The 22,369-nt window shown below is 45.7% G+C and carries 19 protein-coding genes; 10 read left to right on the plus strand and 9 right to left on the minus strand.

The window, feature by feature from the left end; translation table 11 throughout:
* The first annotated feature begins 119 nt into the window (after positions 1-119).
* Positions 120-3,827, plus strand: a complete 3,708-nt coding sequence (locus AC438_RS15440; protein WP_156317114.1) for a DUF1592 domain-containing protein — start codon at positions 120-122, stop codon at positions 3,825-3,827.
* A 76-nt stretch (positions 3,828-3,903) separates the two neighbouring features.
* Complete coding sequence (locus AC438_RS15445; RefSeq protein WP_053982162.1) at positions 3,904-5,226, plus strand: DUF1552 domain-containing protein; 1,323 nt, start codon at positions 3,904-3,906, stop codon at positions 5,224-5,226.
* A gap of 250 nt (positions 5,227-5,476) precedes the next feature.
* Here AC438_RS15445 and AC438_RS15450 read toward each other — a convergent pair whose 3' ends face one another.
* The 8 genes from AC438_RS15450 to metG all read right to left on the minus strand — a co-directional run bounded on the left by AC438_RS15450 (position 5,477) and on the right by metG (position 14,559).
* The gene (locus AC438_RS15450; RefSeq protein ID WP_053982163.1) at positions 5,477-6,187 is read right to left on the minus strand and encodes an electron transport complex subunit E; all 711 of its coding nucleotides are present in this window, start codon (positions 6,185-6,187) and stop codon (positions 5,477-5,479) included.
* Positions 6,180-6,893 carry an electron transport complex subunit RsxG gene (gene rsxG, locus AC438_RS15455; protein ID WP_082354217.1) on the minus strand — a complete coding sequence of 238 codons (714 nt, stop codon included), beginning with the start codon at positions 6,891-6,893 and terminating at the stop codon, positions 6,180-6,182. The genes AC438_RS15450 and rsxG overlap by 8 nt, the downstream gene beginning before the upstream one ends.
* Positions 6,893-7,960, minus strand: a complete 1,068-nt coding sequence (gene rsxD / locus AC438_RS15460; protein ID WP_053982164.1) for an electron transport complex subunit RsxD — start codon at positions 7,958-7,960, stop codon at positions 6,893-6,895. Before rsxD ends, rsxG begins: the two co-directional genes overlap by 1 nt.
* A gap of 81 nt (positions 7,961-8,041) precedes the next feature.
* Entirely contained in the window at positions 8,042-8,872 is an 831-nt protein-coding gene (locus AC438_RS15465) for a mechanosensitive ion channel family protein (protein WP_082354218.1), read from the minus strand.
* An 89-nt stretch (positions 8,873-8,961) separates the two neighbouring features.
* A complete protein-coding gene (gene rsxC / locus AC438_RS15470; protein ID WP_053982165.1) occupies positions 8,962-11,313 on the minus strand; it encodes an electron transport complex subunit RsxC in 2,352 nt (783 codons plus the stop codon).
* Complete coding sequence (gene rsxB, locus AC438_RS15475; RefSeq protein ID WP_053982166.1) at positions 11,310-11,924, minus strand: electron transport complex subunit RsxB; 615 nt, start codon at positions 11,922-11,924, stop codon at positions 11,310-11,312. The genes rsxC and rsxB overlap by 4 nt, the downstream gene beginning before the upstream one ends.
* Before the next feature lie 2 nt (positions 11,925-11,926).
* A complete protein-coding gene (gene rsxA / locus AC438_RS15480) occupies positions 11,927-12,502 on the minus strand; it encodes an electron transport complex subunit RsxA (RefSeq protein ID WP_053982167.1) in 576 nt (191 codons plus the stop codon).
* Positions 12,502-14,559, minus strand: coding sequence for a methionine--tRNA ligase (gene metG / locus AC438_RS15485; protein ID WP_053982168.1), 2,058 nt, complete (start codon positions 14,557-14,559; stop codon positions 12,502-12,504). Before metG ends, rsxA begins: the two co-directional genes overlap by 1 nt.
* A 910-nt stretch (positions 14,560-15,469) precedes the next feature.
* Between metG and egtB the strand changes: the two genes are divergently transcribed.
* From egtB to AC438_RS15525, 8 genes are all read left to right on the plus strand, one after another.
* Positions 15,470-16,732 (plus strand): ergothioneine biosynthesis protein EgtB, encoded by a 1,263-nt coding sequence (egtB, locus tag AC438_RS15490; RefSeq protein WP_082354219.1) that lies wholly within the window; start codon positions 15,470-15,472, stop codon positions 16,730-16,732.
* A gap of 26 nt (positions 16,733-16,758) precedes the next feature.
* The gene (locus tag AC438_RS15495; RefSeq protein WP_053982170.1) at positions 16,759-17,706 is read left to right on the plus strand and encodes an L-histidine N(alpha)-methyltransferase; all 948 of its coding nucleotides are present in this window, start codon (positions 16,759-16,761) and stop codon (positions 17,704-17,706) included.
* 13 nt (positions 17,707-17,719) lie between these two features.
* Positions 17,720-18,475 carry an aspartate/glutamate racemase family protein gene (locus tag AC438_RS15500; protein WP_053982171.1) on the plus strand — a complete coding sequence of 252 codons (756 nt, stop codon included), beginning with the start codon at positions 17,720-17,722 and terminating at the stop codon, positions 18,473-18,475.
* A 185-nt stretch (positions 18,476-18,660) separates the two neighbouring features.
* The gene (locus AC438_RS15505; protein WP_476638772.1) at positions 18,661-18,999 is read left to right on the plus strand and encodes a metalloregulator ArsR/SmtB family transcription factor; all 339 of its coding nucleotides are present in this window, start codon (positions 18,661-18,663) and stop codon (positions 18,997-18,999) included.
* A gap of 25 nt (positions 19,000-19,024) precedes the next feature.
* Positions 19,025-19,510, plus strand: coding sequence for an arsenate reductase ArsC (locus AC438_RS15510; RefSeq protein ID WP_053982172.1), 486 nt, complete (start codon positions 19,025-19,027; stop codon positions 19,508-19,510).
* Complete coding sequence (gene arsB / locus AC438_RS15515) at positions 19,497-20,519, plus strand: ACR3 family arsenite efflux transporter (RefSeq protein WP_053982173.1); 1,023 nt, start codon at positions 19,497-19,499, stop codon at positions 20,517-20,519. Before AC438_RS15510 ends, arsB begins: the two co-directional genes overlap by 14 nt.
* Before the next feature lie 3 nt (positions 20,520-20,522).
* Positions 20,523-21,233 carry an arsenical resistance protein ArsH gene (gene arsH / locus AC438_RS15520; RefSeq protein WP_202904780.1) on the plus strand — a complete coding sequence of 237 codons (711 nt, stop codon included), beginning with the start codon at positions 20,523-20,525 and terminating at the stop codon, positions 21,231-21,233.
* A 9-nt stretch (positions 21,234-21,242) separates the two neighbouring features.
* Entirely contained in the window at positions 21,243-21,734 is a 492-nt protein-coding gene (locus tag AC438_RS15525; protein ID WP_082354220.1) for a phosphatase domain-containing putative toxin, read from the plus strand.
* Positions 21,735-21,774: 40 nt separating this feature from the next.
* Here AC438_RS15525 and AC438_RS15530 read toward each other — a convergent pair whose 3' ends face one another.
* Positions 21,775-22,242 carry an Lrp/AsnC family transcriptional regulator gene (locus AC438_RS15530; RefSeq protein ID WP_053982174.1) on the minus strand — a complete coding sequence of 156 codons (468 nt, stop codon included), beginning with the start codon at positions 22,240-22,242 and terminating at the stop codon, positions 21,775-21,777.
* Positions 22,243-22,369 lie beyond the last annotated feature (127 nt).

Genomic DNA, 22,369 nt, shown 5'->3' on the forward strand with positions numbered 1-22,369 from the left:
CTGAAGCTGTGTGCTTCGCTGAATCGGCCGCGTAATATGCTGCATTATGTTTTGATTACACTCACTCGTAGGCTGTTGAGTTGCATATAAGTGATTGGTTATATGAAGAGGATACTTTAGTGAATATTTCTGTTTCCATGCTGTATATCGGTACGAAAGTTACGCTCGGTTTGTTGCTGGCGCTGTTGTCGGCATGTGTCGCTGAGCGGCCTTCAGATATAGCATCATCGAGCGAAAGCGGTGCCGCATCTTCTGTAAAATCGACTCCGACAAGCTCAGGGGCACACTCTAGTAATAGTGCAGCAGAAACAACACTGGCGTTAGCTCTTGAGCGTGGTAAAGCGCAGTATATTGCTCAGTGCGAAGGTTGCCATGGTGCAACCGGCGCGGGTGAGGGGGATGCCTTTGGGGGCCCCATTAATGGTGATTGTCAATTTACCAACTGCCAAAATTTAGCTATTTTGACTGCATATATAGAAACGGATATGCCGTGGAAAGGCGCGGCAAAATGCAGTGATACGAACGGGCAAACCTGTGCAACAGATATTGCGCTGTACATGCATGATCAGATCGTGACATTTGTTGATTTTAGCCAAGATAATGACGGCGATGGGCTTATTGATGCTGAAGATGCTTGCCCTAATACATCGGCAGACAAAGTACTAGCGATTGATAGTCGCGGGTGTGCTCAGGATAACCTGATACACAAGGGCGTCTTTGCTATTAATGCTGGAGGGCAGGCGTACACCAGTATTAATGGTACACAATTTATCGCTGATGATGCCCAATACTATACGGGATCGCTGGGGGCATCCGTGGGCAACCCCACACATGAAGTCGCCAATACGCAAGATGATCCGCTTTATCGTAAAGAGCGATGGGGCAAAAATTTACATTACACAATACCGGTAAGCAGTGGTCGCTATCGTGTGATATTGCATTTGGCAGAAGTGCATTTTAATGAGGCCAATCAACGTGTGATGGATGTGGTTATTGAAGGTACGCAAGTCCTCTCGGGTTACGATATTTTTCAGGTTGCAGGAGGCAAGCATGTTGCCAAGCGAGAGGTGCTACCACCGGTCAATGTTACCGATAATGAATTACTTATTGAGCTGAAGGGCATTGTGAATAATGCCAGCCTTGTAGGGCTTGAAGTGGTTGAGTTGCTGGGTAACGATGGCGATGACGACGGTATTGTGGACGAACTAGATCGTTGTCCGGGGTCGCGTAATACGCAAAGTATTAATGATTCAGGTTGTGCACCGGATCAGTTAGATTCTGATAATGACGGCATTTCTGATGATATTGATCAGTTGTGTCCGAACACGGCTGCCGGTGAGCCTGTGGATGCATCGGGCGATTTCCCTGGCTGCTCGGCCGCACAAAAAATAGCCGATACCGATAACGATGGTGTTTATGATATTGCCGATAAGTGTTTGGGCTCTGCTATAGCGGTGCCTGTCGATACAAAAGGGTGCCCTTTATTAGACACCTTGTCTGCGCCTCAAGGTTTTACGGCTAAACGCTTTGTTAATGGTATTCAATTCAGTTGGTCAAGGCCTGCAAGTCCAGTGAGCTACTGGATTGTTCAGCGCTGGGATCCGTCTTTAAGTGAGTGGCAAACGCTTGCGAGAGTGCCGGGAGATACCTTTAATTACCAAGCGCGTCAAACGCCTGCTCGTGGTCGTTTTCAGCTATATGCCGTGACCGATGATATCGCATCATTTCCTGCACAATTTGTCGCCGGTAAGCACGACTTAACGATTGCGTCTAAGAATTATGGTGGCACAGCCGATAGCGGCTTTTTTGAATATACCCAAGTGAATGGTGACTTTGATGCTCGCGTTTTTGTTGATATTCCCGATGCCGGTACGCTGTGGCGCTGGGAACGCGGGGGCTTAATGGCCCGTGAAAGCTTGGACGCTGGGTCTCGTTATATTGGTGTCTGGGCCGCAGCCGGTGTTGCCCCTACAGGTACTAAGCGAGATAAGACTAATGAAAATTCTGAAAATTATGTTGGTGATAAATTTGGCACTTTATCATTCCCAAAAGAAATCCGCTTAACGCGGGTGAATAATACGTTTACATGGTATGAGTTTCGCGACAACGCGTGGCGTAAAATTCACAGTTATGACTTTGTATTACCGGCGCAAGTGTATGTGGGTTTACCCTCAGGAAGCCGACAGCGCATTATGATTAATTACGATGGTTTTCAAATTAATGGTCAATTTCAGCAGTCGTTAGACGCTCAAAAATTTGGTTCTGTGAATAGCGTAAATGTTGTTAATTACTCTGATATTAAGAGTGATCTAAGTACTGCATCACTAAGGCCCGACGTTAAAGTTTCACGTGTTGTCCATATTACACGCGATGAATACATCAATTTTATCAGCGCTATTTTCCCCGGTGAAGAATTTGCATTTGATTTGTCGACCGATGATTCAACAACGGGGTACTCAGTAGGTAGTAATATTTCTTTACTGAGTGTTGAACGCTATCAAAGTGCTGCGGAAAAATTGGCGAAGCAAGTCGCCCCTCAGTTAGTGTCTAATTCAGCATGCGATTTCGATGAAGGTGTTGCGTGCCTACGTGAATTTATTAAAGACTACGGTTTGAAGTTTTATCGCAAACCGTTACGACAAGAACAAATCGACAATTTAATTTTAGTGTATGCCGATATTGCAGGCCGCTTTGGCAAAGAAGAGGGTGTTAAAGCCGTGATTGAAAGCATGGCTCAATCACCACAATTTTTGTATAAATTTGAGCTATCGCCTGCTGATATGGATAAAGGGACTATTGTGCCGGTGACGGGCTATGAAATGGCCACCCGTTTAGCGGCGATACTGTGGTCTTCAGTGCCCGATGAAGAGCTTTTGCGCGTAGCTCGGCAAGGCGAGCTAGTCACACCTCAACAAATTAAAGCTCAAGCGCAGAGGATGGTAAGCGACGTGAAAGCGCGCGGCGGCTTTAAACAGTTTTATCGGCAATGGCTGCATTTAGATCGCATTTCTAAAATAGATAAAGATGTAGGCTTATTTCCTGATTTTACGCCGGCCGTTGCCCTTGCACTAGAAACTGCTGCCAGTGCATTTGTTGATCATATTGTTTTTTCAAATGCTGTGCCTCCCACACTGAATAATTTGCTAACAGCCCCTTTGGTGGCTACTAACCAAACACTGGATTTTATTACGGGTGCCGGCGAGAGCCGCGAGATCAGTGTGGCGGCGAGTGGGTCAACCCGAACCGGTTTATTAGGGCAGCCAGGTATATTATCGATGCTGGCATTAGATACGCAAACCTCGATTGTTGCACGTGGTGTATTTATTAATGAGCAAATTATGTGCGAGCATTTTAAGGCGCCTCCGGCGGGTGTTCCATCGATTAAGGATATCGATAAAGCAGGCAAGACGGCTCGCGAAGTACTCGACGAACTAACTCAGGCGCCGGCTTGTGATGGCTGCCATAAATTTATTAACCCCGTCGGCGGAGCCTTAGAAGGCTTTGATGCACTAGGGCGCGAGCGTGAAATGGATAATGGTTTAATGGTTGATACCTTTGCAACGATTGTTGCACAGGACGATAAGGCAGCCGATCACGACATCGATGGCTTGGTTGAGCTTAATAGCCTGTTGGCGAGTCTCGATCAGGTAAAAGCGTGTGTGGCAACGCAATACCTCAATTATGCCGCAGGGCGTATTCCTGGAGCAGAAGATAGCCAGTCTATTACTCGTTTAGTGGAAGCTATGCAACGCGAAAATTGGGATTTGCGCAAGATGATGGTGGAGATGACACAAACTGACATATTCCTTTATCGGCAGGTGCCTTAACTATGACATGTATTTTATTCTCTAAATCCACGACTACTTATCATTTTATGAATGTCCTGCAAGAGAGGCTGCTGTGATGAAAAAGATCAATCGAAGAGCACTGTTACGAAACATTGTTACTACCACCTCGTCTTTGCCTTTTTTGTATCACTTGCCCAGTTTGGGTGCCCAAGAAGCCCCCAAAAAGCGTTTAATCACGACTTATTCACCTAATGGCACCACGCCGAGTGAATACTTTCCGAGTGGCAGTGAAAATAATTTTCAGTTTAAGCGTATTTTAAAGCCCCTAGAAGCCTTTAAAGCTGAAATGATGGTGTTTAAGGGCGTCAATATTGTACGACGAGGGCGTGGTGGTGAGCACCCTTTAGGCACAGGTCAGTTATGGACAGCTTCCGAACTCTTACCCAAAGTGGCAGGTGAGGAAGGGGAAGGCGATGTGGGCTGGGCTTCTGGGCCATCGATTGACCAAGTCGTGGCTAACCATATTGGGGGCAATACCGCTTACCGATCACTCGAATACGCTATTGCTGCTGGCGCCACCAGTGAAGTAAGAACGCGCGTAATCTACAAGGGTAGCTCGGATTATATCGAGCCTGAACAAAACCCATTTGCCGCCTTCGAGCGCCTTTATGGAGCCAATAGTCCCTTTGCTGGTGATGCAGATGCTCAGCGTACCGTACGCGCATCGAGTGTATTAGATAAGGTAATTGGAGATTTTAATTACGCGAAGCGGTATTTATCGGCACAAGATGCTGTCTTACTCGAGGCACATACTGAATATGTACGTGATATTGAAAAACGTTTGCAAGTGGTTGCCCCGCAAGCGTGTGATATCCCGATGCTTGGGCAGCGTATTGACCCTCAAGTATTTGCCAATATGCCGCAAGTTTTTCAGTTGTTTTCAGATTTGCTGGCTTCGGCTTTTGCCTGTGGGCAAACACAAGTTGGGTCACTTCAGTGGACCCGCTCGGGCGGCCAAGGCTACCCTTTTATTAATGTTAACGCACACCATAACTCGGCGCATGAGCCCTACGGCACACCCGGCAGCGAGCATTGTATTGTTGTCAATACGTGGTTTAATGAGCAGCTGGCTTACTTATTAAAAGCACTGAAAAATATGCCTGACCCCTCTGGCGAAGGAAGTTTACTCGATCATACCTTAGTCGTTTCAGGGAATGAACTGGGTGAGGGTAATAATCACAGTCACAACAATATTCCTTTTGTGATGGCGGGTAATCTTGATGGCCATTTTAAAATGGGCCGTTATCTTGATTATAGTCGGCAAGGTAACAAAGGTTATTCACATTCACGTTTATTGGTGTCTATTCAGCAAGCATTTGGTATTCAAAAAAATTCATTTGGTAATTTTAATGAAGGTCCGTTACCGAATCTGACTTAATAAGGGCTTACCGGTTGCGCTTATTGAAGTACTAGCTGAGGTTTAGTGCGATATAAAAACGATTTAATTTATTGTTTATCATCGCACTATATCATGATGGCATAGGCGCAGATATCGATAGCGAATATGGAGCTTAATAGTTGTATCCGTTCAACGTACATTGATGTACTCATACTAGGCGCGCAGGAGCAAGCGACCGTACAGAGCGGTTGTTAAAATACCGCTCTTATCCATTAAGGTGCTACGAATACTAGGCTACTTTACCCGTTGTACGAACCCGCTTGCTACCTTTTACAATAATCTTTTGAGCAGCGCGTTTACGCTCTATGGTGCTATCAATTGCATTCTTAGCGGCAATGAGTAAGCCCGCCACAATAAAGGCACCAGGGGGTAATACAGCCACTAAAAAGCTTGGATAGTTGTCACCAAAGACATGAAGGGTTAAATCAACACCATCACCAAGCAATAAATGCATATCGGCCAATAGGGTGCCTTGGCCCAGTACTTCACGTACAGCGCCAATAACCACCAGTACAGCACCAAACCCCAAGCCCATCATGAGGCCGTCATAAATAGAGGGGAGTACGCGGTTTTTGCTGGCAAAGGCGTCGGCGCGCCCTAAAATCACACAGTTGGTGACAATTAACGGGATAAATATCCCTAAAATTTGGTAAAGCTCATAGGTAAAAGCCTGCATGAGTAATTCGGTGCAGGTGGTAAACGCGGCAATAATCATCACAAAAGCGGGCAGCTTGATCGCCTCGGTGACAGCATGGCGAATCAATGAGACAGCCATATTTGAGCCGACCAGTACCAGCATAGTGGCCAAGCCTAATCCTAAAGCATTCACCACCGAGCCCGATACCGCCAGCAGTGGGCACAAACCCAGTAATTGAACCAATGCAGGGTTATTACTCCAGAGGCCTGTACGAGTAATTTCTTTATAATCGGCGTTACTCATGCGTCACTCCTGCTTGTCTTTTGGGGGTTGAATGTGTCATTGGTGAATGTGTGAGCGTACTTGACGGTGTCGATTCGATTGCGCGGGCGCGTGTTAACCAAGTACTTTTGTGTGTACGAAATAGCGCGAGTGTTTGTTTGACGCGCTTAACAACTGCACGCGGTGTAATTGTGGCGCCGGTAAATTGATCAAACTCGCCACCGTCTTTTTTAACCGCCCATAAGCTAGCGGCGGGCTGGCTGAGTGACTTAGCTTCAAAGCTATGGATCCACGGTGATTTACGTAAATCAATTTTATCACCTAGGCCAGGTGTTTCTTTGTGCGAAAGCACACGTACGCCAGCTAAAGTGCCATCGATATTAACGGCAATCACCATTTTAATATCACCACTGTAACCATCGTGCGCCAATGCTGGGATGACAAGCGCAACGATGTTGCCGTCTTGTTTAGCGATATGCAGATCAACAGGCGCTGTAAAGCCAAGTGCATGACTGTCTTGCGTATTGAGTGTTAATACGTCACTGAGCATGTCGTTATTGTGCCGATGAGTCGGAATCATCTCGATTAAAGCCGCCGATGCCGCTTTGCGCTCTTGTGTGGTAATACGCTCTTTTGTACTTTGAAACGTAATGGCAATAATGGCGGCGGTTACGGCAGCAAAGGCGCCGAGTATTAAGCTATTTTTACTGATAGATTGACCTAGCATTACTGACCTCCGGTGTGCGTTGCGCGCTGCGCTTTTTTGTGTCCATAAGTGCGTGGCACGGTGTAATAGTCAATAAAAGGGGCGGCAAAGTTCATCAGCAGTACAGCAAAGGCCACGGCATCGGGGTAATTGCCCCACACGCGAATAATATAAACCAAAGCGCCAATCAGCGCGCCATAAATAAGGCGGCCTCTATTACTGGTGGCCGATGACACCGGATCGGTCACAATAAAAAAGGCGCCCAACATCGTTGCCCCCGAAAATAAATGTAGCAAGGGCGAGCCACCACTGTTTGAGCTGCCAGCATCGTAAAACACAGTAGCAAATAATGCTAAAGTGACTAGCATGGCAATAGGGGCATGCCAGGTAAACACTTTACGCATTAATAAATACAAACCACCTAATAAGAAAGCGATATTCACCCATTCATACCCCGCGCCGGCAAATAGGCCTTGGCTAAAAATAGCTTTTTGTGCATAGATGTCTTGTGCGGTTAAACCGGCAGTTTGTTTAAAAACATCGAGGGGGGTTGCCGCTGTTAACCCGTCCATCGTGGTGCTGGCGAGGCCACCAAATACCAGCTCAAATAAGGTGGTTATGTCAAAAATAGCGCCTTGAACACTGAGGTTTTCTGGGGCTAACCATAAAGTCATGTACTGAGGGTATGAAATCAGCAAGACTACGTAGCCCACCATGGCGGGGTTAAAGGGGTTATAGCCTAAGCCGCCGTACAGATGCTTCGCGACGACAATACTAGCAATCATACCCACACCAATTAACCACCAGCTACTGGCCGGCGGCAGGGCAATAGCCAGTAGTACAGCGGTAACGAGTGCACTTAAATCTTTTAAATAAAAGGCAATAGGGCGGCCGCGCATTTTGAGTACAGCCGCTTCTAGCCCTAAGCCAAATAGACAAGCGATAAGAATGTTAGATAACGTGCCTAAACCAAAAAACCAGGTTAAAACGGCAACCCCAGGCAGCGTGGCCAGTAACACCTCGCGCATTACGCGATGGGTTGTATTCGGGTTGTGGGTATGAGGGGATGAAGCGCGCAAAAATGCCATGCTAAAAAGCCAAAAAATAAAAAGGTTATTAAATAAAAAGGGGGCTGTGCCCCCTCGTGCATTACACGGTAAAGCGAAAGGTTATTTGTCTACCGTGTGCATATGAACATCTTGTTGTGGAAAGGGAATACTCACACCGTTGGCATCAAAGGTTTCTTTAATAGCTTCGGTAATCGCCCAGCGTGTTGGCCAGTAATCACCGGTGGCCACCCAGGGGCGCACCACAAAATTCACGCTGCTATCGCCAAGCTCACTGACGGCAACTACCGGTTCAGGATCTTTTAAGACGCGAGTTTCAGCGGCCAATACTGCTAAGATTAAATCGCGTGCTTTTTTCATGTCATCGCCGTAACCAATACCAATGACTAAATCGATACGGCGGGTTGGGCGTGCACTGTAATTGGTGATAGTCCCACCATAAATTTGTGCGTTGGGTACGATAATTTCTTTGTTATCACCGGATTTAAAAATGGTATTAAACACTTCGATGTTTTCGACAACACCGGCAACACCGCCAGCTTCAACAAAGTTACCAATTTTAAATGGTTTAAAAAGTATCAGCATGACACCGGCAGCAAAGTTTGATAAAGAGTCTTTGAGCGCTAAGCCAACCGCTAAGCCTGCCGCACCTAACAAGGCGAGTAATGATGTGGTATTAATACCCAGCTGCTCAACAGCCACCAGCATAATCACAAAGGTAAATACGGTTTTTAAAATGGCCGATAAAAATCCGCGCAAGGCCGGATCCATTTTGCGCAATTCCATGCCTTTATCAATGAGCTTAACAATGTAGCCTGCAATCCATTTACCAATGATGTAGATGCCAAGGGCAATCACAACATTGGTTAAAAAAGGAATGGCGCTGTCCATCCAGTTTCCATCAACAAAAAAGCTTTGTATTTTCTCTAACATGGGTGTCTCCTAGCTTTAGGGATTAATAGCAAGTCATAAATATTCAAATAAGTGTATGAATAGTGCTCCATGGGTTAGCGGTGAATACGCTAAGCTTGCTCGGATCCTTCCTGTTGGGCCTCCATGGCCGCTTTTAATTTAAGCTCCAACTTTTCGACGCCTGTGGCGAAGGCCTCTAGATTTTCATCATGGGTTTCTTGTGCTTTGGCATAGCGCTCTTGTGCTTTGCTTAAACGTTTTTGTAGCGACTCAACCGCCGCTTGCGCTTTTTGTTCGGGCGTCATACTGGCAGCAGCTTGCACTTTTTGCTTGGCTCGCTCAATGGCCGCCGCGGCGGCATCGGGCTGTTGGGGCTCGCTGGAGCTTGAGCTTGGTGCAGCATTTTGGGCTTCACTGAGTGCTTGTTTGGCCTCTTCAATTTTTTGCTCTAACTTAATGACGCCTTGCTTTAAAGCATCGGCTGAGGGCTTATTCTCGTTAACCGCCTCTAAGTGCAGCTCTTGTGCTTTACTTAGGCGCTTTTGCAATGAGCTTAGCGTTTTTGCTGCTGCATCTTGTGGGCTAGCCATCATTTTTTGTGCCGCAGCGTCTACGAGCACGCCTGTGGCGAGCGTTTTATCAAAAGCGTCGAGCTTGGTTTTGGCCTCTTGTGCTTTGAGTTCGGTTTGCTTGAGCTTTGCGGCCATTTTTTCTATCCGTGAGGGATCTAAACCTTCGCTGACAGCTTCTGCCATTTGTGCTTTCATGCGTGTAATACTGCTCGCTAGGCTTTCGACGGTGCGCGATAACCGCGCTTTATCGAGTGTTGGGTCTTGCTGGGCTTTGGCGGCAGTGGCGGCATTGGCCACTAGCTCTTCGGCGGAGGCAATCGCCGGTATAGCAGGGGGCTGTATGTCTTTGTGAGTGCTGGTGCTAGCCAAGTTTTGAGAGTGTGATGTTTCGGTGGCAGCTTGTTGAGCGGCCATTTTGGCTTTGTTGAGCTCGGCAGCCGCTTTGCGGGCTTGGCGTTTAGCTTCTTTGGCAGCCTCTTCTTTGGCAAGGCGCTCTTGGCGATGCTCAAAGCGTTCGCGCGCCTTATCTGACTTAAGCTTGTCGGCAGCGGCTTTACGAATATCGCCTTTAGCGGCGCGATAATACTGCACCAACGGAATACTGCTTGGGCACACATAAGAGCAGGCGCCGCACTCAATACAGTCAAATAAATGATGCGCTTCGAGCTTTTCGTGCTCATCACTGCGAGCATACCAATACAGTTGCTGTGGCAGTAAGCCGGCAGGGCAGGCTTCGGCGCAATGGCCACAGCGAATGCATGCTTGCTGCGGTGGCGCCTCTGGCATTTCACTATGGCTAGGCGCTAGCAAGCAGTTGGTTGTTTTAATGACCGGTACACACGTTTGCTCTAGCGCATAGCCCATCATTGGGCCGCCCACAATAAGACGTGCACTTTGGCTGGCCATAAAACCGTTTTGTTCGAGCACAAAATTCATGGGTGTACCAATACGCACGCGCATATTGCGCTGTACTTGGAGCGATTGCCCCACCACCGTGGTAATGCGCTCAATGAGTGGCTCGCCATAGCGTACGGCACGCCATGCGGCGACGGCGGTGCCTACGTTTTGTACCACAATGCCCAAGCTTGCAGGGATTTTACCGCTCTCGACCTCTTGGCCTGTAAGAATATAAATGAGCTGCTTTTCGCCACCTGAGGGGTATTTGGTGGGAAAACTCACTACCTGAATATCGCAGCCGTGCTTTTGATTGGCCTTGTGGGCAGCCTCTTGCAAAGCGGCAATGGCCTCTGGCTTGTTATCTTCTACACCAATTAATACGTTATCGGGGTTGCCGAGTGTATGGGCGAGTAATCGCACGCCTTCAAGTAGCTCATGTGTGTGTGTTTGCATGAGCATATCATCGGCGGTGATATAGGGTTCGCACTCGGTGCCGTTAATAATCAATGTGTTAATAGAGGTGTTGGCGTGGGGGTTAAGTTTTACGGCAGAGGGGAAACCTGCGCCGCCCATGCCGACAAGACCGGCTTGGCGTATTTTGGCGACAATGGCAGCGTGCTCTAGCGCAAAGGGTTGCTCACAGGGCTCAAGCGGGCAAGCCTCATCTAAGCCATCAGGTGCAATGACAATACACGGTGCACTTAAACCCGATGGGTGGGCAATTAAGCGCTCTTCTATGGCGCTGATAGTCCCGGATGTGGGAGCGTGTAGCGCGGCGCTAAAAATGCCTTCGGCATCGGCAATAAGTTGGTACTTTTTAACACTTTGGCCCACGCTAACAAGCGGTGCCGAGGGGGCGCCTATATGCTGATTGAGCGGCAAAATATACTCGGGGGCAAGAGGGCATTCGGCCAATGCTTGCGCCATTGATTGTGCTTTATTTTCGGGTGGGTGGATACCGCCGGGTACTTCCCATATGGTGTGTGAGGTCATACTGACGCCTCTGCAGAGTTAGGGCTAGGTACGCGGTCGCTGGCAATCAGATCGGCATTGGGCTTTTCCCATGCCCACTCTCTTACGCCCTCTTCGACGGGCAGTAAATCGATGCAATCAACGGGGCAGGGTTCTACACAGAGATCGCAGCCGGTACATTCGCTTTCGATGACGGTGTGCATCTTTTTTTGCGCACCTAAAATGGCATCAACCGGGCAAGCTTGAATACATTTTGTGCAACCGATACAGTCTTCTTCGCGAATATAAGCGACTTGCTTAACCTCGGGGGCTTGTCCGTGCTCGGCATCAAGCGATGGCGCCTCTACGCCCAATAAACTGGCCAAGCTGTTAATTGTGGCTTGCCCACCCGGTGGGCAATGGTTGATGGCTTCACCATCGGCAATGGCTTGCGCATAAGGCTTACAGCCCGGATGACCGCATTGCCCGCATTGTGTTTGCGGCAATAGCGCATCAATTTGTTCAACAAGAAGGTCGCCCTCGACTTTATATTTAACCGCGGCAAAGCCTAATATTGCCCCAAAGCTAAGCGACAATGCCGCTAAAACTAAGAGTGCAGAAGGCACGGGGTTGTTAATCATCCAGTCCAACATGTTTATACCAACCCTGCAAAGCCCATAAAGGCGAGGGACATTAAGCCTGCGGTGATCATGCCAATGGCTGCGCCTCTGAAGTGTGTGGGCACATCGGCAGCAGCGAGACGTTCGCGCATAGCAGAAAATAAAATCAATACCAACGAAAATCCAACCGCCGCGGCAAAGCCATACAAGGCTGACTCGCTAAAGGTATGGACCTTATTCGTATTTTGTAAGGCAACACCTAGCACGGCGCAGTTGGTGGTAATTAAGGGCAAAAACACTCCTAGCACGCGGTACAATAGTGGGCTTGTTTTTTCGATAAACATTTTGGCAAACTGCACAACAGCCGCAATCACCAAAATAAAGCTAATGGTTTTTAAAAACGTCAAACCCAAAGGCGCTAATATCCACGCATGTACCATATAGCTGCAAATACTGGCTAAGGTGAGTACAAACGTGGTGGCCGCTGCCATACCTATCGCTGTTTCCAGTTTATTAGAGACACCCATAAAAGGGCATAAGCCTAAAAATTGTACTAATACAAAATTATTGACCAATACCGCACCAACAAAAATGACAAAGAACTCGGTCATTACATTACTCGCATACCAGGCTGTGCGCCTGTGTGGGGTTCTAAAATAAATAAGTCTTTGCCGCCAGGTCCAGCGGCTAGCACCATGCCTTCGCTCATGCCAAACTTCATTTTACGGGCCTTAAGGTTAGCGACCATAACAGTGTGTTTACCGATCAAATCCTCGGGGTTATATGCGCTTTTGATGCCAGCAAATACATTGCGTGACTCACCAATATCGAGCGTTAAGCGTAAAAGTTTATTGGCTTTTTCGACATGCTCGGCATTCACAATTTTAGCAATGCGTAAATCCACTTTAGCAAAATCATCAAACTCGATTTCTGGCGCGATAGGTTCTTGTGTTAACCATTCATTACTTGACTCGGTGGCTGCTGTGCTTGTTTCGGGTGCGGTTTGCTCCTCTTTACTCGCCTCCACCATGGCGGCTACGGCTTTTACATCGACACGGGTCATGAGCGGTTTAAAGGTGTTGATGGTGTGCTCGCCCAAATAGCTTAATGTGCTATTCCACTGGAGTGTGGTATTTAAAAAGGTTTCTGCATCACGCATGGTGGTGGGTAATACAGGCTTTAAAAAAGTGGCCAATGCGGCAAAGCAGTTAACGCCCAAGCTGCAAATGTCGTGCACTTGCTGAGCGTTGGCGGGGTCTTTGGCTAGGCTCCATGGTGCCATTTCAGCGATATACTCGTTGGCGCTATCGGCCAGTGCCATGATTTCGCGCATAGCTTTGCCAAATTCGCGGGCTTCGTAAAGCTCGGCAATGGTTTCGCTGGCATCACAAAATTGTTGCCAGAGTACAGGATTGGGGTTGTTCGCCGACAGTACACTACCGTTTTTATTGATAAACTTAGCCGTACGGCTGGCAATATTCACCACTTTGCCCACTAAGTCGCTGTTAACGCGGGCAACAAAATCTTCGAGGTTTAAGTCTAAGTCGTCAACGCCGCCGGTTAGCTTAGTGGCATAGTAGTAGCGCAGGTATTCGGGGTCGAGGTGTTTCAGGTAGGTGCTGGCCTTAATAAAGGTGCCGCGCGACTTACTCATTTTTTTACCGTCAACGGTTAAAAAGCCGTGTGCAAAAACTTGCGTTGGTGTACGAAATTGCGCAGAGCTGAGCATAGCGGGCCAAAATAATGCATGGAAATTGATAATATCTTTGCCAATAAAGTGATAGACCTCAGCGGTACTATCAGCGGCCCAGTATTCATTAAAGTCTAGGTTGTTTTTTTCGCAGTAGTGCTGGCAGCTAGCAATATAGCCAATAGGGGCATCTAACCATACGTAAAAGTACTTGCCGCTTTCACCGGGTATTTCAAAACCAAAGTAGGGGGCATCACGTGAAATATCCCACTCCTGCAGGCCACTATCGAGCCATTCGGCCAGTTTATTAGCGACTTCAGGCTGTAGGTGGCCGGCGCGGGTCCACTCCTGCAAGAAAGCTGTGAATTCGGGTAGTTTAAAAAACAAGTGCTTAGAGGCTTTAGCAATAGGCGTTGCCCCAGAAATCGCCGACTTTGCCTCGAGCAAGTCCATTGGGGCATAGGTTGCGCCACAGGCCTCGCAGTTATCGCCGTATTGGTCGGGTGTTTTGCATTTAGGGCAGGTTCCCTTAATGTAACGGTCGGCCAAAAAAAGTTGCTTCTCGGGATCGAAGGCTTGCGTGATCTCACGTTCAGCAATATGCCGATTGGCTTTTAGACGATTGTAAATAAGCTCTGAAAGGGCTTTGTTTTCGTTGGAGTGGGTGGTGTGGTAGTTGTCAAAACCAATGCTAAAACCGGCAAAATCGGTTTCGTGCTCTTTGCGCACGTTATCAATTTGTTGCTGCGCGGTAACCCCGTTTTTCTCAGCCGTTAACATAATGGCTGTGCCATGAGCATCATCAGCACACACATACAAACAATGGTGACCGCGCAGCTTTTGAAAGCGCACCCAAATATCGGTTTGGATAGTCTCTACCATATGGCCTAAATGGATAGAACCATTGGCGTAGGGCAGTGCGCTGGTAACAAGTATTTTGCGTAATGGGCTTGCGGTTGTGCTTGGCGTGTTGCTCATGGGGGGCGAAATCCTAACGGCTTTTTATAGATAGCATATAGCTAGTTAGTGTACTTTTGGGTTGTTGGTTTGTACCACAAAAAAACTGTAAATTCAGTATTAATGCGGCTTACAGCCACTAAAAAGGCGCGCGACTATAGCATTTTTGGTTGAGCCGTGCATGGCTATCCTGTTATTTTTAGGCTGAGACACATACCTCAACACCCCATACACGCGATGAATCACACCCGTCTGTCTGCTCGCCCAAGTTAACGTAAGCCTATCGGCGAACACAGTATACCGCTATATTTATACCATCCCCGAAGATCAATCTTAAATATGAGATCTAGATTTTTTGTTACTCAGTGTGCATAAGCTGATGAATGGGCAGGCAGGGCATAGAGTCCGGAGAAATCGGAAAAAATAATCGAATTACAATAAATTGTGCTTTGTAATAAACACCTTCCACCTTCACGATATGTTATTTCGTATTGCTGGCTATTTCACAATTAACTAGCATGCCATAGTGATGTAATAGTGATGTAATAAATAACGTCCATTGCCTTTTTTCGTATATGTATAGCACAGTGAGAGTCATGATGGCTTTTTATCCTCATGACAAAATGGCATCGAAATGACATATGAATATCATGAAATTGTGTTATCTGTTGGCGGTGATATTTTTTTGGTAAGACTACACGGCTACATAAAGTTTGTAATCAAAAATAACAAAACGTTGAAATAAATTCGTTAAATAGTGACGGCATGAATACAGCATTATTCATGATGCTGCGTGCGTCATCAATAATGTTATTAGCGACACTTTTTCAACAGGTAGGGTCTATGTTTAATATTTTAATATCATAAATAGACTTTTTATATTCTTGCTCGTTTGTTACTCTAAATTATCTATCGAAAGGTAAATATGATCATGTTACTCGAAAAGTTTAAGGTGGTTAGGCAGTACACCGAGCAGTTATGTCAGCCATTACATATCGAAGACTATATTCCTCAGGCCGCTGAATTTACCAGCCCCCCTAAATGGCATTTAGCGCATACGACATGGTTTTTTGAAGAGATGATACTCAATGCTTATATGCCTGATTATGTCGTATTTGATGATGCTTTTAGCTTCTTGTTTAATAGTTATTATCACGGTGTAGGAGCACGCGCTGAGCGCAAGCACAGGGGCCTAATTACAAGGCCTACAGTGGCCAGTGTTTATACTTACCGTGAATACGTTGATCGCCATATTGAACAATTATTTCGCGTGATTTTGTTGGGTGTGAATGCACAGGAAGAAACAGACATCAATGAACTGATTATGTTGGGCATTCAGCATGAGCAGCAGCATCAAGAATTATTACTGACCGATATAAAATACACGTTATCTCACAATCCTACTTTTCCGATATATCAAAAAAATACATGCTTTATCGATGATGCTTTTAATGACGCTGCTAGCCATTATGCTGCCAAGGACTCGATGCCCCCCCAGCCTCAGCATCATCACAATGCACCGCAAGCTCAATGGTTAAGTATTGCTGAAGGAGTCTATACCGTAGGTTATGCTCGAAAAAATGGTTTTTGTTTTGATAATGAGCTAGGGCAACATAAGGTCTATTTACACGAATATGCAATATCAACGAGGTTAGTGACTAACAGAGATTTTATTGCGTTTATTGAAGCGGGTGGTTATAAAAATTTTAGTTATTGGTTAGATGAAGGTTGGTCTTGGGTATGCAGTCACAATATTCAATCTCCTTTATATTGGCACAATATAAAAGGGCAGTGGTTTTACTATACCCTTGCAGGGTTACAGCCAGTGAACCTTGATGCTTCCGTATGTCATATCTCTTATTATGAAGCAAATGCATTAGCTTGCTGGAAAGGCGCACGTTTACCAACGGAGTTTGAATGGGAAATTGCCAGTGATCAATTAGACTGGGGTGAGCGCTGGGAGTGGACTTGCTCAGCTTATTTGCCTTATCCAGGCTTTAAAGTGAGAGAGGGCTCGGTGGGGGAGTATAATGGTAAATTTATGGTCAACCAAATGGTTTTGCGTGGATCTTCACGCGCTACCTCACCGCAGCATTCTCGCAAAACATACCGTAATTTTTTTCATCCGTATTTCCAGTGGCAATATACAGGAATTCGACTGGTTAAAGATAATATGTCATGTAAAGCTATTTAATTATTAAACGATAAGGTTATTTAGTCATGTTTGAACAATTTGCAAAAGATGTTGACGTTGGGTTGAGTGCTCAAGAAAAAAATCTGTCATCCAAATATTTTTATAATAAGATCGGTGATGAGCTGTTTGTTAAAATAATGAATATGCCAGAGTATTACTTGACACGTGCAGAATTGGAAATATTTACTGAAAAGACAGATGATATGATGGCGTATTTAGGGTTGGATAATGAACGTCATTTTGAGCTTATTGAACTAGGTGCCGGTGACGGGACGAAAACAAAAAAACTACTTGCTGCGATGAATCATAATGGTGTGAGTTACGACTATATCCCTATTGACATCTCTGATCATGCTTTAAAAACACTCGTTGATAATGTCTCAAAAGACTTGCCAGAAACATCGATAAAGCCTAAACAGGGTGATTATTTTGAGTGTCTTAATTCGCTTAAAAAGAGTGATTATCCTAAAGTAGTTCTTTTTTTGGGCTCTAATATTGGTAATATGCCCGACGACATGGCGTGTCAATTTTTGCAGCAATTAGCGGCAAACTTAAAGACTCACGACAAGCTGTTATTAGGTGTTGATTTGATTAAGCCTGCCGCTATTGTGCTGCCGGCTTATGATGATGATCAGGGTATTACGCGTGCGTTTAATCTTAATTTACTTCAGCGAATGAATGACGAGTTAGAGGCGGAGTTTAATCTTGCTGAATTTGAGCATGCACCAGAATATGATGAAATAAGTGGCGTTGCTAAAAGTTATATACAAAGTAAATGTGAGCAACGTGTAGCAATTAAAGCGATAGGTAAAGTTTATCATTTTGCGGAAGGAGAAAAAATTCATACAGAAATATCGAGAAAATACAGTGATAAAGTTGTGGATGATATTATTTCTGATACTGAATTTTGTATTGCTAAAAAAATGACGGATGGCAATCAGTATTTTGCTGATTATGTATTGAATAAACGCTAGAGGTTTTACAGCGATGCCATTAAGTGATTTACATGGTGTAAATGGTTCAAGTTATTTAGAACGAGATTATTTAGGATTAGGTTTGCTTGATTTGGGTGAGCGTACGGTCGAATTTTATAAAGCCGAAATTGCTCGTCAATATGCAGAAAAAATCGGGCATCCTCTTGTTGCAGGTGGTTTACATATTGTCCCTGCCGATTTTTCCGAGATAAATACACATTTACCCAATCAGTTTGCAGCACTTAAACCCTTGATGGCTGATAACATTAAACAATCTGTTATGGCGGGCATTAGAGTACTCATTATGCCCAATATTACGTTGCATGAAACCATTGATCAATTAGAGCCTGCGTTAATGCGTGGCCTTAAAATCATACACCCTGTCTTGGCAAGTGTTCGGCGTTTACAGGCTGAAAAAGTCAAGGCGATTACCTTAATAGCCTCTGGCTATAGTTCAACATCTCCTCGGTTAGCACAGTATTTTAACCAGCATGATATTGCCATTATTCGGCCGTCCACCGAGCATATTGCCTGTATTGATGAGATAAGAAAAAATACGTATCTTGGTAAAGAGACGGATGAAAATAAGAAAACCTACCATCGGCTCATCACACACTACCAGCAGAGTTCTCCCGTTGTTGTTGCCTGCACAGAGCTATCGCTTTTGCTCAACACAAAGGCTATTGATACAGTTTTTGATACAGCCAGACTTCAAATAGAGGCGGCACTCGAAGCGTGCATACTTAGCACTAATGCAGAATCCTTATGAAGGGTCTCGGCGATTAGTGCGTCTCGCGTACAAATTATCTCAACGTCAATTATTTGTGCTCTACACGTCTAACACGGTCTTGTGGCTGTAGGCTGACTTTACGATGAGTTGTTTTTTACTTGACCTGCCTCAAAGTATATATCAATATATGGATATTCGAATATGCGTAAGAGTTAGTAATATCCATGATGATCGAGCCGGTTCAATTATTTAAATGTTTATCTGATGAAACCAGATTACATGCCACTTTACTCATTGCGATGGAGGGTGAGCTTTGTGTGTGCGAGTTGATGGAGGCGCTGGGCGATAGTCAGCCCAAAATCTCACGTCATCTAGCGCTGTTGCGCAACTGCGGCATTCTTGATGATGCTCGCCGCGGGCAATGGGTGTTTTATTCCCTTGCCAAACAACTCCCGCCATGGGTGCAAAAAATACTCGATACGACCTGCAAAGCTAACCATGAAGCGTTGCAAGTGTTTAGAGAGCGCTTGAAGGCCATGAGCGTTCGACCCCAATGCTGCTAGTCTTTAATTGATAGGCTTATTGTCTATGAAAATTCTTTATATTTGTACACATAACCGCTGCCGAAGTATTTTGAGCGAAGCGATAACACGGCATTTGGCGCAAGGTAGGCTTCAAGCCTTTAGTGCCGGCAGCGAGCCTTCTGGGGTTGTGCACCCACTGTCGTTAAAATATTTAGCTGAAAAAGGCATACCAACGCATGGTTTAAAAAGCCAATCCTTGGGAGAACTGGCTTCTGTGCAACCTGACATTGTGGTCACAGTATGTGATAGCGCGGCTGAATCGTGCTCTGTCTGGTTTGGTGACGCCGCAAAAGTACATTGGGGGCTGCCAGATCCATCGCAGCAAAAAGGCAGTGAGGACGTTATACGTGAGGCTTTTATGAGCGTGATGCATATCATAGAGCAGAATATTCAAAAGCTTTTAGACTTAAACCTTGGTGATTTACCCAAGGAAAAACACCAACAAGCGTTAAATAATCTCACTAGGAGCAGTCATTATGGGAGTATTTGAACGTTTTCTCAGTGTGTGGGTGGCGCTGAGTATATTGGCTGGCATTATGCTAGGTCATCACATGCCGACAGTCTTTCAAGGCTTTGCAGCACTGGAAATTGCTCATATCAATATACCCATTGCTATTTTCATCTGGGTCATGATTTATCCAATGATGATTCAAGTGGACTTTTCTTCTATCAAAGACATTGGGAAAAAACCAAAAGGTTTACTGCTGACACTGGTTATTAATTGGTTGATTAAGCCTTTTAGTATGGCCTTGTTGGGTTGGCTTTTTTTTCGCATATTATTTGCTGATTGGGTAGACCCTCAAACGGCGACTGAATATATTGCCGGTATGATTCTACTGGGTGTCGCACCTTGTACTGCGATGGTGTTTATTTGGAGCCACCTAGTCAAAGGCGATCCGAACTACACTTTAGTGCAAGTGTCTGTTAATGACATTATTATGTTATTTGCCTTTGCGCCAATCGCAGCATTTTTATTAGGCGTTAGTGATGTCATAGTGCCATGGGACACCTTATTATTATCGGTGGTGTTATACGTACTGATTCCCTTGGTGGCTGGCGTGTTAACCCGCAAGGCGCTGGAATCACGAAACGATGACTCTACACTAAACAATTTTATTCAAACACTTAAACCCATTTCAATGACTGGGCTACTGGCCACAGTGGTTTTACTGTTTGGCTTGCAGGCCACCACTATTTTGGCCAATCCCTTGGCGATTGTGCTTATTGCGATTCCCTTGCTCTTGCAAACCTACGGTATTTTTACCATTGCTTATGGTGCGGCCAAAATCATAAAGCTGCCACATAATATTGCGGCGCCAGCGTGTATGATTGGGACTTCTAACTTTTTCGAATTAGCCGTAGCAGTAGCCATTGCTTTGTTTGGCCTTCAGTCTGGGGCGGCGCTCGCAACGGTTGTTGGGGTATTGGTTGAGGTACCGGTCATGTTAACACTTGTAGCCTTTGCCAACCGAACACGCCATTGGTTTGAGCAGGTATAACACATGATGAAAAAAACAAACTTACCAAATATTGACTTTGAATCCATTCAACCTATTGACGTGCAACGCCTGAATGCGAAAAACCATAAACCTAAAATTTTATTGCTTTACGGTTCGTTGCGCGAGCGTTCATTGAGTCGTCTTGCTACCGAAGAGGCGGTGAGAATACTCGAGTATTTTGGTGCTGAAACACAAACATTCAACCCCTCGGGTTTACCTTTACCCGATGACTCGGACGATCAGCATCCTAAAGTTCAAGAGCTTAGGGCTTTAGTTCAATGGAGTGAGGGGATGGTCTGGTGTAGCCCCGAGCGCCATGGTGCGATGACCGCGGTCATGAAAGCACAAATAGATTGGATTCCGTTAGCTCACCAAGGCGTACGCCCAACACAAGGTAAAACGCTTGCGCTTATGCAGGTGTCTGGGGGCTCACAATCTTTTAATGCCGTCAATCAAATGCGTATTTTGGGACGCTGGATGCGTATGGTGACAATTGCGAATCAGTCCTCTATTCCAAAGGCGTGGATGGAATTTGATGATAATAACCGCATGAAGCCATCGCCACTCTACGATCGCATTGTTGATGTTATGGAAGAGCTTATAAAATTTACATTATTAACGCGCGATTGCAGTGCCTATTTGGTCGATCGCTATTCTGAGCGTAAAGAATCTGCTGAGGCATTTCGTCAGCGGATTGATCAGCGTTCGATATAGGGTGGCATTATGATAAATCACCCGATCTTTCCTTTGCCGTGTGCGAAGCGAGGCCTGCTATTGCTAACGCCTTGTCCTGGCACCCAGGGTGTGACGCTAGAAACCTCGTTGCTTCATCTTAAAGCCGCTGGTGCGACGGTGATTTTGACGTTGATGACTAAGCAGGAACTGCACCGATATAAGCTTGATCGCTTACCCTTGTGTAGCCGGGCTCAAGGACTCCGTTGGTTCCATCTACCGATTGTTGATGATGCTGCCCCCGATGGTGCCTTTCTTGATGCGTGGGAACAGTGTAAAGATGACGTTCATCAACGCCTCGATAATAACGAGGCTATTGTGATTCATTGTAAAGGTGGTTCAGGTCGCACAGGCTTAGTGGCCGCACAGATTTTAATAGAACGTGGGGAATCTAAGGCGGATACAATAAGCCGTATTCAAGCCTTGCGCCCCAATGCTTTTTCTCGTCAAGTGCAGCGCGAGTATATAGCTCACTTACTGTAACCTTGCACTCCAATCCATGAGATACCTTATGTATGATGGGCTAAATAGGTAGTTCTGTTGTGTACTTGACTTGTTTAAGGGCAAATGTTGAGTTAATTGATGCCACGTTGGGTAAGTGTACTAAAGTTTTTTTGAGTAAAGTTTCGTAAGCCTCAACACTCTCGACAACAACACGCAATAAATAATCTTTATCTCCTGTGGTGGAATAGCATTCGACTATTTCAGGAATAGCTTGCACGGCTTTTTCGAAGGTCGTTAAAGCGCGCTCATTATGACTTTTAATAGTGAGGTAGGCGTGTACACTCACGTTTAAATCTAGTGCCTTGGCATTAAGAAGGGTAATACGTTTATTAATAAAGCCCGATTGCTCCAGCTTTTTAACACGACGCCAGCAAGGTGTGTGCGATAACCCAACGCGCGCACCGATATCATTCATTGAATAATCAGCATCTTCTTGTAGTGCTTGTAAAATCAGCTTATCAAATTTATCGAGTATGTGATGGGCCATAATGAGTCACTGCGCTTCATGTTGGATTGTAATGTATTAACCATGTAGATGATCACGCATTGTAACGTACGATCTGCAGGATAGGTATACGCCGCCTAAATGCTCATACGGCATTTTTGGGATTACC

The sequence above is a fragment of the Marinagarivorans algicola genome, assembly GCF_001292705.1.
GTDB lineage: Bacteria > Pseudomonadota > Gammaproteobacteria > Pseudomonadales > Cellvibrionaceae > Marinagarivorans > Marinagarivorans algicola.

Bases quoted from the DNA above. Each gene is read 5' to 3' on its own strand.
- AC438_RS15445 (WP_053982162.1), top strand. From the start codon at position 3,904: ATGAAAAAGATCAATCGAAGAGCACTGTTACGAAACATTGTTACTACC.
- AC438_RS15450 (WP_053982163.1), bottom strand. From the start codon at position 6,187: ATGAGTAACGCCGATTATAAAGAAATTACTCGTACAGGCCTCTGGAGT.
- rsxG (WP_082354217.1), bottom strand. From the start codon at position 6,893: ATGCTAGGTCAATCTATCAGTAAAAATAGCTTAATACTCGGCGCCTTT.
- rsxD (WP_053982164.1), bottom strand. From the start codon at position 7,960: ATGGCATTTTTGCGCGCTTCATCCCCTCATACCCACAACCCGAATACA.
- AC438_RS15465 (WP_082354218.1), bottom strand. From the start codon at position 8,872: ATGTTAGAGAAAATACAAAGCTTTTTTGTTGATGGAAACTGGATGGAC.
- rsxC (WP_053982165.1), bottom strand. From the start codon at position 11,313: ATGACCTCACACACCATATGGGAAGTACCCGGCGGTATCCACCCACCC.
- rsxB (WP_053982166.1), bottom strand. From the start codon at position 11,924: ATGTTGGACTGGATGATTAACAACCCCGTGCCTTCTGCACTCTTAGTT.
- rsxA (WP_053982167.1), bottom strand. From the start codon at position 12,502: ATGACCGAGTTCTTTGTCATTTTTGTTGGTGCGGTATTGGTCAATAAT.
- metG (WP_053982168.1), bottom strand. From the start codon at position 14,559: ATGAGCAACACGCCAAGCACAACCGCAAGCCCATTACGCAAAATACTT.
- egtB (WP_082354219.1), top strand. From the start codon at position 15,470: ATGTTACTCGAAAAGTTTAAGGTGGTTAGGCAGTACACCGAGCAGTTA.
- AC438_RS15495 (WP_053982170.1), top strand. From the start codon at position 16,759: ATGTTTGAACAATTTGCAAAAGATGTTGACGTTGGGTTGAGTGCTCAA.
- AC438_RS15500 (WP_053982171.1), top strand. From the start codon at position 17,720: ATGCCATTAAGTGATTTACATGGTGTAAATGGTTCAAGTTATTTAGAA.
- AC438_RS15505 (WP_476638772.1), top strand. From the start codon at position 18,661: ATGATGATCGAGCCGGTTCAATTATTTAAATGTTTATCTGATGAAACC.
- AC438_RS15510 (WP_053982172.1), top strand. From the start codon at position 19,025: ATGAAAATTCTTTATATTTGTACACATAACCGCTGCCGAAGTATTTTG.
- arsB (WP_053982173.1), top strand. From the start codon at position 19,497: ATGGGAGTATTTGAACGTTTTCTCAGTGTGTGGGTGGCGCTGAGTATA.
- arsH (WP_202904780.1), top strand. From the start codon at position 20,523: ATGATGAAAAAAACAAACTTACCAAATATTGACTTTGAATCCATTCAA.
- AC438_RS15525 (WP_082354220.1), top strand. From the start codon at position 21,243: ATGATAAATCACCCGATCTTTCCTTTGCCGTGTGCGAAGCGAGGCCTG.
- AC438_RS15530 (WP_053982174.1), bottom strand. From the start codon at position 22,242: ATGGCCCATCACATACTCGATAAATTTGATAAGCTGATTTTACAAGCA.